The sequence below is a fragment of the Escherichia sp. MOD1-EC6162 genome, from assembly GCF_002965125.1.
Lineage (GTDB): Bacteria > Pseudomonadota > Gammaproteobacteria > Enterobacterales > Enterobacteriaceae > Escherichia > Escherichia marmotae.
In genome coordinates this window covers 1-15,760 of the sequence record NZ_PTSB01000028.1, presented here as the reverse complement: position 1 = coordinate 15,760, position 15,760 = coordinate 1, and the positions used below count along the sequence as shown (strand labels likewise).

15 protein-coding genes are annotated in these 15,760 nt (G+C 52.8%); 13 read left to right on the top strand and 2 right to left on the bottom strand.

All coding sequences use genetic code 11. The features are described 5' to 3' along the window. Window positions 1–112: 112 nt before the first annotated feature. From traD to A9587_RS19140, 7 genes are all read left to right on the top strand, one after another. A complete protein-coding gene (gene traD, locus A9587_RS19170; RefSeq protein WP_105263848.1) occupies window positions 113–2,311 on the top strand; it encodes a type IV conjugative transfer system coupling protein TraD in 2,199 nt (732 codons plus the stop codon). Beyond that, entirely contained in the window at window positions 2,311–7,527 is a 5,217-nt protein-coding gene (gene traI, locus A9587_RS19165; protein WP_105263847.1) for a conjugative transfer relaxase/helicase TraI, read from the top strand. The genes traD and traI overlap by 1 nt, the downstream gene beginning before the upstream one ends. Continuing rightward, complete coding sequence (locus tag A9587_RS19160; RefSeq protein WP_000412083.1) at window positions 7,527–7,748, top strand: hypothetical protein; 222 nt, start codon at window positions 7,527–7,529, stop codon at window positions 7,746–7,748. The genes traI and A9587_RS19160 overlap by 1 nt, the downstream gene beginning before the upstream one ends. Window positions 7,749–7,755: 7 nt before the next feature. Then, window positions 7,756–8,505 carry a type-F conjugative transfer system pilin acetylase TraX gene (gene traX, locus A9587_RS19155; protein ID WP_097762353.1) on the top strand — a complete coding sequence of 250 codons (750 nt, stop codon included), beginning with the start codon at window positions 7,756–7,758 and terminating at the stop codon, window positions 8,503–8,505. Window positions 8,506–8,579: 74 nt separating this feature from the next. Next, a complete protein-coding gene (locus tag A9587_RS19150) occupies window positions 8,580–9,140 on the top strand; it encodes a fertility inhibition protein FinO (RefSeq protein ID WP_105263846.1) in 561 nt (186 codons plus the stop codon). 132 nt (window positions 9,141–9,272) lie between these two features. Continuing rightward, complete coding sequence (locus A9587_RS19145) at window positions 9,273–9,473, top strand: hypothetical protein (protein WP_001558275.1); 201 nt, start codon at window positions 9,273–9,275, stop codon at window positions 9,471–9,473. A gap of 476 nt (window positions 9,474–9,949) precedes the next feature. Next, window positions 9,950–10,456: a PIN domain-containing protein gene (locus A9587_RS19140; protein ID WP_157922924.1), complete on the top strand. Its 507-nt coding sequence runs from the start codon at window positions 9,950–9,952 to the stop codon at window positions 10,454–10,456. A 498-nt stretch (window positions 10,457–10,954) separates the two neighbouring features. On the opposite strand, the gene A9587_RS19130 is transcribed toward A9587_RS19140, so the two are convergent. After that, window positions 10,955–11,161 carry a hypothetical protein gene (locus A9587_RS19130; RefSeq protein WP_097762362.1) on the bottom strand — a complete coding sequence of 69 codons (207 nt, stop codon included), beginning with the start codon at window positions 11,159–11,161 and terminating at the stop codon, window positions 10,955–10,957. A gap of 279 nt (window positions 11,162–11,440) precedes the next feature. On the opposite strand from A9587_RS19130, the gene A9587_RS19125 reads away from it, so the two are divergent. The 6 genes from A9587_RS19125 (at window position 11,441) to A9587_RS19090 (ending at window position 15,087) form a co-directional block, all read left to right on the top strand. Next, a complete protein-coding gene (locus A9587_RS19125; protein ID WP_001362723.1) occupies window positions 11,441–11,647 on the top strand; it encodes a Hok/Gef family protein in 207 nt (68 codons plus the stop codon). 285 nt (window positions 11,648–11,932) lie between these two features. Next, complete coding sequence (locus A9587_RS19120; protein ID WP_075842903.1) at window positions 11,933–12,190, top strand: replication regulatory protein RepA; 258 nt, start codon at window positions 11,933–11,935, stop codon at window positions 12,188–12,190. A gap of 233 nt (window positions 12,191–12,423) precedes the next feature. Continuing rightward, window positions 12,424–12,498, top strand: coding sequence for a RepA leader peptide Tap (gene tap / locus A9587_RS19110; protein WP_001365705.1), 75 nt, complete (start codon window positions 12,424–12,426; stop codon window positions 12,496–12,498). Then, window positions 12,491–13,348, top strand: a complete 858-nt coding sequence (gene repA / locus A9587_RS19105; protein ID WP_123057490.1) for an incFII family plasmid replication initiator RepA — start codon at window positions 12,491–12,493, stop codon at window positions 13,346–13,348. The genes tap and repA overlap by 8 nt, the downstream gene beginning before the upstream one ends. Window positions 13,349–14,488: 1,140 nt before the next feature. Next, window positions 14,489–14,800 carry a type II toxin-antitoxin system RelE/ParE family toxin gene (locus A9587_RS19095; RefSeq protein ID WP_105263842.1) on the top strand — a complete coding sequence of 104 codons (312 nt, stop codon included), beginning with the start codon at window positions 14,489–14,491 and terminating at the stop codon, window positions 14,798–14,800. Further along, on the top strand, window positions 14,800–15,087 hold the full coding sequence (locus tag A9587_RS19090) for a helix-turn-helix domain-containing protein (protein WP_174498321.1): 288 nt from the start codon (window positions 14,800–14,802) through the stop codon (window positions 15,085–15,087). Before A9587_RS19095 ends, A9587_RS19090 begins: the two co-directional genes overlap by 1 nt. A gap of 188 nt (window positions 15,088–15,275) precedes the next feature. On the opposite strand, the gene A9587_RS19085 is transcribed toward A9587_RS19090, so the two are convergent. Next, the coding region (locus tag A9587_RS19085; RefSeq protein WP_172955459.1) for a transposase at window positions 15,276–15,760 on the bottom strand (485 nt) is incomplete at its 5' end.

Sequence of the window (15,760 nt, the reverse complement as noted above, 5' to 3'; positions counted from 1 at the left end):
TACGTGATGTATATCCATAGTGAGGTGTGATGTGGGATATGTCAATGGTATATCCCGTTTAATAATTAACAGGCTTTTCATCGTTTTTGTTCTTTAACAATCGGGCGTTCCTATGAGTTCAACCAAGCATATTACGCAGGGTGGGCAGGTATTCAGCTATATGCTGAATATGTTCATGCAGGTAAACAAACGCGTTTCATTCTGGTTAATCTGGTTTTTCGTTATCTTTTTGCCGTTATTTTTCTGGTTACGTCTGCCCTGGGAAACTATCCGTAATGGCGGACTGTACTGGTGGCTTTCACTTACTGCCCGTGGAGAAAAGGCGCTGTACCGGGTTCCACCGGTCTATGACATTCCCTGGAACGGGCAGGTGTTGCACGCAACGTCAGAGCAGATCCTGAAAGACGATTATATGGCCTGGGCCGGCAATATGTTCCTCCAGGAGCTGTATCTGGCTTTGTTCTGGGCCTCTGTGGCGGTCGGCGTGCTGGCCTTTCTGATTTTCCGTTTTCTGCGACGTCTGGGGGAAAAACAGGCTCAGGATGAACGTATTGGTGGACGTGAACTGACAGATGATGTGAAAGCGGTGGCGCGTGAAATGCGGCGTCGTGGTGAAGCCTCATCCATCTGTATCGATAAGTTACCTCTGCTGCTGAACAGTGAAGTGCAGTATCTGATGATGTACGGCACGCCGGGGGCCGGTAAATCCAACACGCTCAACAAGCTGCTGAAACAAATCCGGGCACGTGGCGATATGGCCATTATTTACGATAAAGGCTGTTCGCTCATTAAAAAGCATTTCAGTGAACAGGATGACGTCCTGCTTAATGCGCTGGATCGCCGCTGTACATACTGGGATATGTTCCGTGAATTTGAGTCCATTCCTGATTTTGACAGCGCAGCCAGTACGCTGATCCCGATGGGGACAAAAGAAGATCCTTTCTGGCAGAGTTCTGCCCGCACCATTTTTTCTGCCGTGGCGTATCGCCAGAAAAAGAACGGTATTCACTCCTACAATGCCCTGCTGCGCACGTTGCTGGCGATCGACCTGAAGGCCCTGCGTGACTATCTGGCCGGAACGGAGGCCAGTAACCTGGTGGAAGAGAAGGTGGAAAAGACCGCCATCTCCATCCGCAGTGTGCTGACCAACTATGTCAAGGCATTACGCTATCTGCAGGGCATTGAACGTACCGGACGCCGTCCGTTCACCATTCGTGAATGGATGAGTACGGTCAACGATCCGCAGATCACCCGACACGGCTGGTTATGGGTCACCAGTAATGCCCGTCAGCATGAGTCGCTGAAGCCGTTAATCTCCATGTGGCTGGCCCAGGCCGCTAACTGTCTGCTGGGGATGGGAGAGAACCAGCATCGTCGGATCTGGTTTATCTACGACGAACTTCCGTCGCTGAACAAACTGCCTGAACTGCCGGGCGTACTGGCTGAAGCCCGTAAATTCGGGGGCTGTTTTGTGCTGGGTTTTCAGGCCAAAGCACAGATGGACTACACCTACGGTAAAGAGTTTGCCGATGCCATGCTGGGACTGGTGAACACCCGTTATTTCTTCCGTTCACCTTCCAGTGCGGAAGCGGAATGGGTACAGCGTGAGATTGGCCAGCGGCGGGATAAGGTTTTCAGTGAACAGTACAGCTACGGTGCGGATACCGTACGTGACGGTGTCTCCTTCAGCAAGGTGGAAGAAGACCGCTATCTGGTGAACTACACCGACATTCAGAAACTGCCCAACCTCCACTGTTATGTCACGTTTCCCGGTGAGTATCCGGCCGTCCGGATGCGCATGTCTTATGAAAAGATAAAGGACTGCGCGGAAGAGCTGCTGTTGCGTGACATTAATGACAGCCTCGACCCGGAGATTGAATCTGAAATTACCCGTCGTGAGGATGAGGACGGCGATATTGCTGCGTTACTGGACAGGATTGCACAGGGCGATGTCAGAAAAGATGACGAACAGAACAAAACGGCGTCTCAGGCCGGACAGGCTGAATCGCTTAACAATCTGGCACTGGCTGCAGCGATGACTCAGGTGGCAGCGGTTGCGGTGACAGGCGGGACGGGTGAGTGCAACCCTGTGGAAGAAAAGGCGCCTGTGGCGGAGCTGGCTGAAATTGTGGACAAAGAAACCGGGGAAATCCTGTATCCGGGCGATGAGCGGTATGAAGCACTTTGTGAGCAGTTCAGCCGGGCGTTTGATGATGCACAGGAGGCTATGCGACAGGATGAACGTAACCTGGTGAGTCACCAGACGCATGAAGCGCGTGAACAGGATGATGATCGCGAGGTGAACTGGTAATGCTGAGTATTGCACCCATTGCCGGTGGTGGCGCAGGCTATTACACATCACAGGATAACTACTATTTTCTGGGCAGTATGCAGTCCAGGTGGTTAGGGGAAGGCGCAAAATCGCTGCAACTGGAAGAGCCGGTGGATGCTTTCCGGCTGGATGAGCTGATTGCCGGACGTCTGCCCAACGGCGTCAGTCTGGAGAGAATGGAAGGTGGCATTAATGTGCATCGCAGCGGCTATGACCTGACGTTATCAGCGCCCAAAAGTGTGTCTGTACTGATTGCGCTGTATGGCGAATCCCGTCTGCTGGAGGCCCATAACCAGACTGTTGAGGTTGTCAGCCGGGAAATTGAGTCCCTGGTCGGAACACGGATAATGCGTGATGGCCTCAGCCAGCACGTTCATACCGGAAAAATGGTGGCAGCCGCTTTTAACCATGACACCTCGCGGGAGCTGGACCCACAAATTCACACGCATCTTCTGTTACTTAACATGACCGAAAAAGAGGGGCGATGGTCGACGTTATCCAGCGACAGGCGTGGTCGTACCGGAACCATTGATGCGCTTTATGATAACAAAATTGCGCTGGGGCAGATTTATCGTCATGCGCTCCGCCGTCAGGTTGAGGCGATGGGCTATGAGACGGCGGATACCGGGAAAAATGGTCTGTGGGAGATTAAAGGTGTTCCGGTCGATATTTTCTCAACCCGCAGTCAGCAAATCCGGGAAGCGGTCGGGGACGATGCATCGGCTAAATCCCGCAGTGTGGCCGCACTGGATACCCGTCGTGCCAAACAGAAAGAGCCGGACAGAGAAGAGTTGCTGACAGAGTGGCATGAGCGTATTGACCGGACAGGATTCAGTTACCGGGCATTGCGGGAAAAAGCAGCAGAACGGGAAGCCCTGCAGCAGTCTGACCGTTCTGTTTCTGAACCTGAAAAGGCTGTTTTGTCAGGAGAAGGCGAAGGGTATTCTCAGCGGGAGACATCGTCTTCATCCACTTCTGGCCAGCGTGAAGGCGTGACCGTGCCGTCTGTGATGCGGGATGCTGTGTCACAGGCTATTTCCCTGCTGAGCGACCGCAGGGCACAGTTTACCTACTCCGATGTCCTGAGCAGGACGCTGGCACTGGTGGAGGCTGAACCGGGCAGTATTGCCATGGCCCGTGCAGGGATTGAGCAGGCCATCAGCAGCGGTGAACTGGTGCCACTTGATAAGGAAAAAGGGCTTTTCACCTCCTCCATTCATCTGCTCGATGAGCTGAGTGTGCAGCAGCTGGCGCAGCAGGCGATGCGCGAAAACCGGGTAATGGTGAGCATGCGACCTGAAATGCCCCTGCAGGGCGCGGCTGCGGTTCTGGCTGACACACTGCCTGCGGTGGCCATTATCAGTACCGGGCGGGGAATGGCGACACAGCGGGAGCAGATACAGGCTGTTGTGGCGATGGCAGAAGGTCAGGGACGCCAGGTGCAGGTGATGGCACCGGACAGGAAGATGACCGCTTTTCTGGCAGAGCTGCAGGGGCTGAACGGAAAAGTGAGCGGGAAGGATTTGCTGACCGGGGAGGGGCTGAAGCATGACAGTACGCTGGTGATTGCCGGCGCGGAGAAACTGTCTGTTAAGGAGACAGTCACGCTGCTTGACCAGGCGTTGCGTAACAATGTGCAGGTGCTGCTGATGGATGGCGGGGGTCGTAAGGGCACCGGAAATGCGCTGGCCACACTGGAAGACGCCGGCGTGGTGCGGCTTCAGGGGGGAACGGACAGAGGCGTCAGGGTGTCGGTGATAAGTCACGGTGACCGCCGGCAGCGTTATGAACAGCTGGCCATGGATTATGCTGTTCTGCATGCACAGGGCGAGAGCGTGGTGGCGCAGGCCCCTGGTCGTGAGCAGCGGGCGCTGACGGAGGCCATCCGTCAGTCACTGAAAGCGGCCGGAGAGCTGGGCGACAGGGAGGTAACGGTATCCACGCTGACGCCGGTGTTCCTCGACAGTAAAAACCGCAGACTGACGGACAGCTACCGGGAAGGACAGATATTGGAGCGGTATGATGCAGAACGCCGGACGTCTGAGCGTTACACCATTGACCGGGTGACGGCCCGCAGTCGTACACTGACGCTGACGGATGAGAAAGGCAGAAGTCAGCTGATAAAGGTCCGGGACATGGACAGCAGCTGGCGACTGTTTCAGCCCGGGACGCTTCCGGTGGCTGAAGGTGAAAAGCTGATGCTGCTCGGCAGTCACGGAAAACTGCGTGCAGGTGACAGTGTCACGGTTGAGCGCATCACGGACCGGACGCTGACGGTCCGGCAGGGGGGGCGCCGGCATCGTCTTCCGGTTGCGGACGGACTGAAAATCAGTCAGGGATACGTGACCACGCCCGGAAAAACGCTGAGTGAACAGGGCGTTGTTCTGGCTGCTGTCTCTGCCCGTGACACGCAGGCGCAGACGCTTAACACACTGGCCACCAGTGGTGACCGGGTGCAGATTTATACGTCACTCTCAGAAGAAGAGGCACATGCGCGTCTTGCCCGTTCTCCACTGTACCGGCAGGCCCGGGAGCAGGTCAGCCCGGAGGGTAAGCCGCTGGATACGGCCATGCAGCAGGCCCGGGACAGTGTGATGCCGGTGACCGAAAAAGCGGTGCGTCAGGCCATAACGCTGGCACAGGGCAGCAGTGTGGTCTTTTCCCGTCAGGATGTGGTACTGGAGGCACTGAAGGCGCATCCGTCAGTGACACCATACGGTATTCACCACACATTTGCAGAACTGGTTCAGCGCGGGGAAATCCTGTTCGTGCCGGGTGACGGAAGTGCCAGCCGTTATGTGCCGGCTGAAACCTGGCTGCAGGAAAAAGCCATTTTGCGCACAATGGCAGAAGGAAAGAACACACAACGCTCGCTGATGGAAACTGTGGACCCGTCTCTCCTGACTGGTCTGACATCAGGCCAGCAGGCAGCCAGCCGGCTGATTCTTGAAAGCACGGACCGTTTTGTGGCCATTCAGGGCTATGCCGGTGTGGGGAAAACCACACAGTTTCGCAGTGTCCTGGCGGCGCTGGACACGTTGCCGGAAGGGCTGCGGCCGGATGTGGTGGGGCTGGCACCCACGCACCGGGCTGTCAGTGAAATGCAGGGTGTGGGAGTGAAAGCACAGACTATCGCCTCTTTTCTGATGGACACGGAGCGACGTCAGCATGGCGGTGAGCAGCTTAACTTCTCAAAAACGCTGTTTCTTATCGATGAAAGTTCTATGGTGGGCAACCGGGATATGGCTGACACGCTGGCCCGCATTGCCGCCGCAGGTGGTCGTGCGGTTCTGTCCGGTGACAGTCTGCAGTTACAGCCGGTGGCCAGTGGTGCGCCCTTTACTCTGATGCAGCAGCGCAGCGCCATTGATGTGGCGGTGATGAAAGACATTGTGCGTCAGTCACCGGAACTGCGACCGGTGGTGTATGCACTGCTGGAAGGACGTACCGGCGAGGCGCTGGACACGATACGCCGCGTTTCACCGGAACAGGTGCCCCGGGATAATGGCGCATATGTGCCGGCATCATCGGTGACTGAAATTCGCCAGACCCGCGAACAGAGAGAAACGCAGGGAGACAGGGTGATATCTGCCATCGTGGATGATTACACCGGACGCACCGCAGAGGCCCGGCGTCAGACGCTGATTGTCACCCAGACAAACGCGGATGCAATGGTCATAAATGCCGGCATTCATGACCGCCTGCATGAGACAGGAAAAACCGGAGAGCAGGAACTTACGGTAACGGTGCTGGTCAGGGAAAAAACACAGACAGAAGCCCTGAAATCTGTTGCAGGGCTGGCACAGCATAATGGCGGTGTGGCGCTGATAAATCAGCAGTATTACACCATTCACAGCCCTGATGCAGCAAACGGTGTCGTGATGCTGCGTGATGCAGAAGGCCGGGACCATCTGCTCTCCGCTTTTGAAAGCAGTCTGCGGGATATTGCGGTGTTTTCCCTGCGTGAAATCCGGCTGTCGGAAGGTGACCTGGTGCGCTTCACCCGTCAGGACCGGGAACAGGGACGGGATACCCAGACACTGTGGGAAGTCACACGGATAGCAGATAATGGTGATATCACGCTAAAGAACGGTGAAAATATCCGGCTGGTTCAGCCTGGGCGTGAGATGTCGGATATGCATCTGGATTACGGCTATGCCGGTACGGCACACCGGGCACAGGGAGCCAGCGAGGCCTTTGTGATAGCCCTGGTCGGTGCAACCGGTGCACGCCAGCGTCTTGCCTCCCTCAGTGATGCGTATGTGGCGCTCTCGAGGATGAAGCAGCATGTGCAGGTGTATACCGATGATACCGGAAAATGGCTGGCATCCGTGGCGGCCAGTAAAAGCAGGGAGACAGCGCATGATGTGCTGGACGTTCAACAGGATTTTCGTGCCACAACAGCACAGAATCTGTGGGACAGCGCCCGGGTGCTTAATCAGAATGCGCTGGGGCGGGCGTTGCTTCGGGATACCGGACTGCCGGACCACAGTAAAGCCCGCTTCATCAGTGGCAGCCGCAAATACCCGGCACCGCATGTGGCCTGGCCGGCTTACGACCGGAGCGGCAGGCAACAGGGTATCTGGTTGCAGGAAATCCGTATGGATGAAGAAGGGCGAATGCAGGGACTGGATGAGCAGGGCAGATGGCTGGGTCGTGATGATGCCGGCGTTGTGGTTCTGCAGCAGAGCCACAATGGCGTGACGCTGACGGCATCAGACCCGGTATCTGCACTGGCGCTGGCCCGCCAGCACCCTGAGAGTGGTGTTGTGCTGCAACAGGATACCGCGCCGCTTCCCGGCTGGCTGCTTCAGAAGTTAACGCAGGGACAGGGAGAAACGACACCTGAAGCCATGAAAACTGCACAGACTGTACAACATACCGACGCAGAACTGCTCAGTCTGCAGACGCCGGAAGAGCGGGCACGTCAGGAGGCAGAAAAAGCGGTAAGGGAAACCCTGCAGCAGGATGAAGCGCGGAATATACTGCCGGCAGATAATGAGGCCATGCAGGCTGCAGAAAATGCGGTGGCAGAACAGGAAATCAGGGCAGCCGGACAGACAGCAGCCCGTGAAGAGAAAGAAAACGCACAATTACTTCAGCATGAAGTGGCTGCCCTGAAACGCATAAACGCACAGGAGCAGTTGCGGCAGATGGAGAAAGAACTGGTGATTGACAGAGAGAAGACGCTCTGATGGAGAAAAAAGAACATTATCGTGAACTCCGGATGTATGGCGATGAACGGATTGCGGAGCCGTTGCGATACAGGGAGAAGGTGAAGAGAAGGCGCAAAACGGAAAGCCGGTTTATGGCCGGAATGCTGACGGGGGCATTACTGATGCTGGTCACGTTGTTTGTTGCGCCCTGGCTGGTCATCGAAACACTGGCCGGATGTCTCAGTCAGGTGCTGGAGTGAAACCATAATGACGGCATGTGTTCAGCGAAAAGATGCCAGGGGAACGGTGCGTTTCCTGTGGCAACTGGCGCCATTACAGCGCGATATTATCAAAATCGTGGCATTTCTGGCGATGGCAGGTGACCACATTGCCACAGCATTTCATGTGGGGAGTCCCTGGCTTAACCTGACCGGGCGGTGCGCCTTCCCGCTTTTCGCACTGATGGCGGGCTGTAATCTGGCGGGGCGGCAGATACGACAGGCTGCCGTAAATCGCCTGTGGCTGATGGCAATGCTGGCGCAACCGGTATTCTGGCTGGCATTTCGGGGGACAGGAAATCAGTGGTGGGAGCTGAACATTCTGTTTTGTTTTGCCGTGGTGATGCAGGCGGTCTGTTTCTGGCAACGCCCTGATGCCATAAAAGGTGCCATAACCGGAACCATGCTGGCACTGTATCTGCCGTTCAGTACTGCCAGTTATGGCTGGCAGGGACTGGTGATGCTGCTGGCAGCCGTATCCGTCTGGCAGGCGCCGGAGCAGTATCAGGGGCGGTTATTTTTACTGTGGCTGTGCTCTGTTGTATGGCTGAACGGTGCAAATGGGGCAGTCCCCATGCTGGCCGGCATGGGTATGACACTGCTGGTATTGTGTCTTGTGCATGAGTATGCACCTGCATCATCAAAGCGTCAGCAGGTAAGCCGGCGGTTTGCAGAAGGTTATGCCCTGCATCTGCTGATTATTGCAGGGATGGTTAACGGACTGCAGATGCATGCTTAACATACCGTGATGAAATATGGCATAAAAAGGCTGAAGCAACGCCAGCGGCAGAATATAACGACAGGTATTCGCAAATGACAGAGCAGAAACGACCGGTACTGACACTGAAGCGGAAAACAGAGGGAACAACCCCTGTCCGCAGCCGGAAAACCATCATCAATGTCACCACACCACCAAAATGGAAGGTGAAAAAGCAGAAGCTGGCGGAGAAAGCGGCCCGGGAAGCAGAGCTGGCGGCTAAAAAGGAGCAGGCCAGACAGGCGCTGTCCATTTATCTGACACTGCCCACGCCGGATGAGGCCGTGAGCATACTGAAGCCCTGGTGGCCGGGATTATTTGACGGTGACACCCCCCGGCTTCTGGCCTGCGGTATCCGTGACGTGTTACTGGAAGACGTATCGCGGCGGAATATCCCGCTCTCGCATAAAAAACTGCGCAGGGCGCTGAAGGCCATTACCCGTTCAGAAAGCTATCTTGGCGCAATGAAAGCCGGTGCCTGCCGGTATGACACGGAAGGGTATGTGACGGAGCATATTTCTCAGGAAGAGGAAGCGTATGCGGCAGCGCGTCTGGCAAAAATTCGTCGCCAGAACCGGAGAAAAGCCGAACTTCAGGCCGTGCTGGATAAACAGTAAAAAAGCCTCCCTCAGAAGTAAGGGAGGCAAACAATAATGCTCAAAAGGAAACAACTTCCTACCCGAAGGAAGTCAGTTCAGTGAATTATTTAACACAGAAATACTGACAGAGGAAAGAGAGGGCAGATACAAATGGACGGATTCAGAAGCCATTCACGGGACGCTCAGGTCTGGCGTTACCAGCGTGCCGGAAGCCGTGCCGTCAGCCTGGAGGTCAGGGGATTCCGGAAGGAGGCCGCTGAAGCGTGGCTCCTGGCTGCCCGTGTTGCTCCCCGTACAGACTGGCAGCAGTTTGCACGGCAGAGAGCCGAACGCTGTCAGCGACGGAGATAATGAAAAAAATGGCAAAAAAAAGACCTCCCCTGAGCAAAGGAGGCCAAAAATCATTCATAGCGTATCACTGACATTGAATGAATGCTCTGTACATCAACCCTGTGAAGCTACCACCGGTTAATACCGGAAAGTTGCGGGAAGAAAGATAACACACAGTCATTACGTGGTTAATACCTGTGGGGATGTTTTTGTGACCATAAACTGTCAGGTGGATAAAAAAAGACCGCCATGCGACGGTCAATATTGCCCTGTCAGGGACAAATGCATTCAGTAAGGAGACCAGAATAATAACATCACGTTGTCTGGCTGTTAATATCAGGCGGTGTTAAGTGTTATTTATGACTCTTTTGTCTGGTTGTGAAATTTGTTAATCAGGAAAAGAAAATGGTTGCCGGAAAATCAGAGAAGCAACAGGTAATTGCATTTATCGATTCGAGAACTGCAGTAACCTGACAGAAATTGCCTTAAATATATATATGGAATTAATTATATTTGCCGGCGCAAAACAGAATAATGTGATACTGCCAGTAAACGCTTTCCCTGAAGCAGTAAAAGTCACACTCCGGCATGTCAGTGAAGTCTCCCGGAACAATGTTTATTTTCATCTGGTGCTGGAGCTGGGGCAGTGTGTATGCCATTACGGGCCGGAGAAGGAATGCCATATTGTTTCCGCTGGCAAGGGATATGACGGTATTGTCCGGACACTGCAGGCGCGCGGGATTTGCTGCCGTCGCGTCTCCCCGGATAAGGCGTCATCAGTAAAGATGGCTGTACCCGACATGGATATCGTTATCCGGTGGGCAAACAAAATTCAACAGGCAGCGCGGAAAGTTCGTAATATGCCGGTAACAGAAAGGGCATTTAATATTTATTTAAAATCACAGATGCGTGGTGAATGGCGTGATGTCCTGACCAATGGTATCCGGGATGAACTGGTTCGCCGCGGGGTAATGAAAATTCCGGGGAATAAAATCATCTGGTAATACAGGCAGCAGAAAATAGAATTATATTTTTTATAAAAACAGAAAGGTCGAAAATCAATAATGGCATTTATTTCCATGACAAGACAGAAAGCGCCGTACAGATACGCAGGCAAGACCCGGTTATCGATAAGGCGAACAGACTCAGGCTCTGCCGGGTGTTATGTGACGGTTGCCGTTCGGTGTAAGCAGGATTTTATTATTGCGGAACTTGATTCAGAAGCCCGGAAAATCAGACTGAAACTGACGGACTCGTATGAAGAAGGGGTAAAGTTGTCTTCAGGTACGTTTACGCTTCCGGCCAGATTCTGCAGGGAAATACTGCCGGATGACGTCCGGAGTATCACCATTATTCTGGAAAAAAGCGAGGATGAGTGGTGGTACGGGAGTTACTGATACGTGGCAGAACTTCAGACACTGACGCCTTCGCGTTGCTCAGTTGTCCAACCCCGGGAGCGGGAAAAAGCAAGTTTTCCTCGCTCCCGGCGTTTTCGGTATTATTTAGTGAATGGCATTTGTCATATATACAAACATAATATCAACAAGATAAATTAATACGGAAAGTCCGATATTAATATTGGTTTCTTTTAACAGTGCTGAGGATTCATGAGAAACAGTCAGTGTTTTTCTGGTTTTGATTTGTTGCACCAGAAACCATGTATTAAGAATGGCGATAAGAAAATAGGCAAGATAAATTGCGTTAACCATACTATCAACTCTCGTAAAAATAAGTGAAAACAGAAATTCACGGCTACCTGACAGATAACGAGCAATATCGTCATTATCTTTTTTACGGGATTTTACGTACAAACAGATATGGAACAATTCGGGAAATGCTGATGATTATTAAGGTTATCAGATAATTAACCGACTGGCTGAAGTGTGGTACTATCGTTGCGGGTGTCTGAGCCTTTCTGGTTCAGGCAAGATGCAGGTATCAGAAATGCGAAGACCCCACTCGTTAATCCATTAACTCGTGAGGTCTGCATGAAGTACCTTAACACTACTGATTGTAGCCTCTTCCTTGCAGAGAGGTCAAAGTTTATGACGAAGTATGCCCTTATCGGGTTGCTCGCCGTGTGCGCCACGGTGTTGTGTTTTTCACTGATATTCAGGGAACGGTTATGTGAGCTGAATATTCACAGGGGAAATACAGTGGTGCAGGTAACTCTGGCCTACGAAGCACGGAAGTAAGCTGCCGGGCGGGGACGGAAGTCCCCGCTTTCCGGAAGTGTGAGGTATTTCAGGGGGCAGACACCCGACATGCCAGAAACAGCCGGTCCCGCCCGGGGGCCGGCATCCAGGTTAAGGCATTTCCAGCTTTTCAGTCATTTCATTATCAAAATCACATTAAACGGTCGTAATCAGACATGATTTGTGCGCCAACACAGATCATCGTCACAACTTTCAAGTCGCTGATTTCAAAAAACTGTAGTATCCTCTGCGAAACGATCCCTGTTTGAGAATTGAGGAGGCGAGATGTCGCAGACAGAAAATGCAGTGACTTCCTCATCTGGCGCAAAACGAGCATACAGAAAGGGTAAACCTTTGAGTGAAGCAGAACGACAGAGAGCAGCTTCTGCGCGCAAACGATCTGTATGTAAAGAGATCAAGGTTTTCGTCAGACCAGAGCTAAAAAACTACCTTACCAGTCTGTGCGCAGAGGAAGGGGTAACTCAGGCAGAGTTGATAGAAAGGCTTATCGAGAAAGAGGTCTGTCACCGGAATATGATGTGATGGGATCACATTCTTGCTAGTTTTTTCTGTCAGTGCTAGATTACTGATCGTTTAAGGAATTTTGTGGCTGGCCACGCCGTAAGGTGGCAGGGAACTGGTTCTGATGTGGATGTACAGGAGCCAGAAAAGCGAAAACCCCGATAATCTTCTTTAACTTTGGCGAGTCAGAAAGATTACCGGGGCCCCATAAAACCGCATAGCCATCAACTCAGCTATGTGGGGAGTATAGTTATATGCCCGGAAAAGTTCAAGACTTCTTTCTGTGCTCACTCCTTCTGCGCATTGTAAGTGCAGGATGGTGTGACTAATCTTCAACAAACGTATTACCGCCAGGTAAAGAACCCGAATCCGGTGTTTACACCCCGTGAAGGTGCCGGAACGCTGAAGTTCTGCGAAAAACTGATGGAAAAGGCGGTGGGCTTCACCTCCCGTTTTGATTTCGCCATTCATGTGGCGCATGCCCGTTCGCGTGGTCTGCGTCGGCGCATGCCACCGGTACTGCGTCGCCGGGCCATTGATGCGCTGCTGCAGGGGCTGTGTTTTCACTATGACCCGCTGGCGAACCGCGTCCAGTGCTCCATCACCACGCTGGCCATTGAGTGCGGACTGGCGACAGAGTCTGGTGCAGGAAAACTCTCCATCACCCGTGCCACCCGCGCCCTGACGTTCCTCGCAGAGCTGGGCCTGATTACCTACCAGACGGAATATGACCCGCTTATCGGGTGCTATATCCCGACCGATATCACGTTCACACCGGCGCTGTTTGCTGCTCTCGATGTGTCTGAAGAAGCAGTGGCTTCCGCACGCCGCAGCCGCGTGGAATGGGAAAACAGACAGCGTAAAAAGCAGGGACTGGATACCATGGGTATGGATGAACTGATTGCGAAAGCCTGGCGTTTTGTGCGTGAGCGTTTCCGCAGTTACCAGACAGAGCTTAAGTCCCGGGGAATAAAGCGTGCCCGTGCGCGTCGTGATGCGAACAGGGAACGTCAGGATATCGTCACCCTGGTGAAACGGCAGCTGACGCGTGAAATCGCGGAAGGACGTTTCACTGCCAGTCGTGAGGCGGTAAAACGCGAAGTTGAGCGTCGTGTGAAGGAGCGCATGATTCTGTCACGTAACCGTAATTACAGCCGGCTGGCCACAGCTTCCCCCTGAAAGTGACCTCCTCAGAATAATCCGGCCCGCGCCGGAGGCATCCGCACACCTGAAGCCTGGCAGTGCACAAAAAAAGCAGCACCACATAAAAAAACAACCTCATCATCCACCTTCTGCTGCATCCGGTTCCCCCTGTTTTTGATTCAAAACACGTCTAACAGACGGGTAATTTTGCTTATCCACATTTAACTGCAAGGGACTTCTTCATAAGGTTACAACCGTTCATGTCATAAAGCGCCAGCCGCCAGCCTTACAGGGTGCAATGTATCTTTTAAACACCTGTTTATATCTCCTTTAAACTACTTAATTACATTCATTTAAAAAGAAAACCTGTTCACTGCCTGTCCTGTGGACAGACAGATATGCACCTCCCACCGCAAGCGGCGGGCCCCGACCGGAGCCGATTTAGTTACAACATGCAAACATAGACCCCGGAAAAACCCTAGTTCCGCGCAGAACTGAAACCACAAAGCCCCTCCTCATAACTGAAAAGCGCCGCCGCCCCCGCCCAAAGGGCGGGAACAACATCGCTTTTAATTATGAATGTTGTAACTAAGCGTCATCATCGCTGTCAGTCTTCTGGCTGGAAGTCCTCAGTACACGCTCGTAAGCGGCCCTGACGGCCCGCTAACGCGGAGATACGCCCCGACTTCGGGTAAACCCTCGTCGGGACCACTCCGACCGCGCACAAAAGCGCTCTCATGGCTGAAAACAGGTATGGCTTAGCAGCTACCGTGTTCCCTCAAGAAAAATCGCTTGAACTCTGACGTACAGCCCCCTAAGTACTGCCAGCAAGCTGTCAGCACTAAGTCCCCGATACAGCGCGGCTACGCCGCGCTAACGGGGTTAAAAGGGCTTATCTATACTTCATCATCGCTGAAAGCCCGCATGGCCTCGCAGGGCAGGGATGGGATAGGTGAAACCTATCAATACGTACCGGCTTACGCCGGGCTTCGGCGGTTTTACTCCTACGCCATATGCTACAACGGAGTGCCGCCTTCCATGCCGCTGACGCGGCATCAAAAACCCTTTCTTCCCCAGTGATCTCTGTACTCAATGTGTATTTTCATTTATTGATGAAATTTTATATTTGCGCAATTTTCTCGTTCTGGTGTATTTTATTCTTTCGGAGGCTATAATATGTTTAATGTGATTACTCACCCGACCGCACTGGATGAGCTGCTGGAATTACCAGACAATCTGCGTGGTCGCATGGCCAGACTGATTGAACGGCTGGAACAGGAAGGTAACAAAATGAAAATGCCTCACAGCCGTGTAATTGGCGGAGGGCTTTTTGAACTGAGAGTCCGGGATAAAAATATCGCAAGGACACTGTACGCTTATGCAACGGGTAACGAAATCTATCTGCTGCATGCATTTGTGAAAAAGACGCAAAAGACACCAACGAAAGCTATTGAAACCGCCAGGATGCGCCTGAAGGAGATGAAATGATGAAAGTAAAAGGTGTTCCGTTCAGCCAGGTAAAGCAAAAACTGCTTAATACTCCAGAAGCTGTCAAAGGGTATGAAGATGCCGATAAAGAACTGGAGATGGTAGAAATGTTGTACGAAATGAGAGAAAAAGCGGGGTTAACAAAGTCTGCTCTGGCCGAACGAATGGGGTTACGTCCGTCAGCAATCAGCCGCCTGGAAAGTAATCCTTTAGGAGCCAGTATGAAAACTTTGACAAAATATGCTCAGGCCTGTGGTGCAACCATCGATATTCACGCAGTCTATTGAATCGATAGGAATTTAAATCCCCAAAAAGATTAAAAAAACACCCAAAAACGGATGTTTATTCAACACTGTCTGCGTGCCATGAGTGCACCGCCGTCAATTAAATGGTCTGGCATTGATTGATATCGGTATCAGTGATGTTTTTTTGCTCCATTTCCCGGACAATGGATGCAACTTCCCCGATGCGGCTCTCAGCCGCACCACCGCATCCTGGCCAGTGGCTCATGCATCATAACCAGCTCTGCCAGACGGTATCCCCGCTTCAGCCCCGTAAATCGCATCTGACTGCCGCACAGCACGCACTTCAGCGGGTCAACCTTCAGTAACCGCTGATACATCCCTCTCCACCTGATTTGTATCGCCATTTTTCTCACCGTTTCCATTATGACGTACACAACATCTTCCAGTAACCGGCGCTTCACCAGACTCAGGAAACCGTAGTACCTCACCATACGGAACCCCTTATCTGCTACATGCAAGGAGAACCTTTCCATGAACTCATCTCCACTCATCAACAGGTATTCTTCCCGTTTTGTACGGTGACTGTTGTAACGCAGACCGATTTCATCCTGACCGGCATAATGCTCCAGACGACTCATCGGCACCTGTGGCTTTTTCAGGTAAGAGCCGAAGTACACCGCCACATGTGTGGCGTTATCCATCACCCGGGATACGT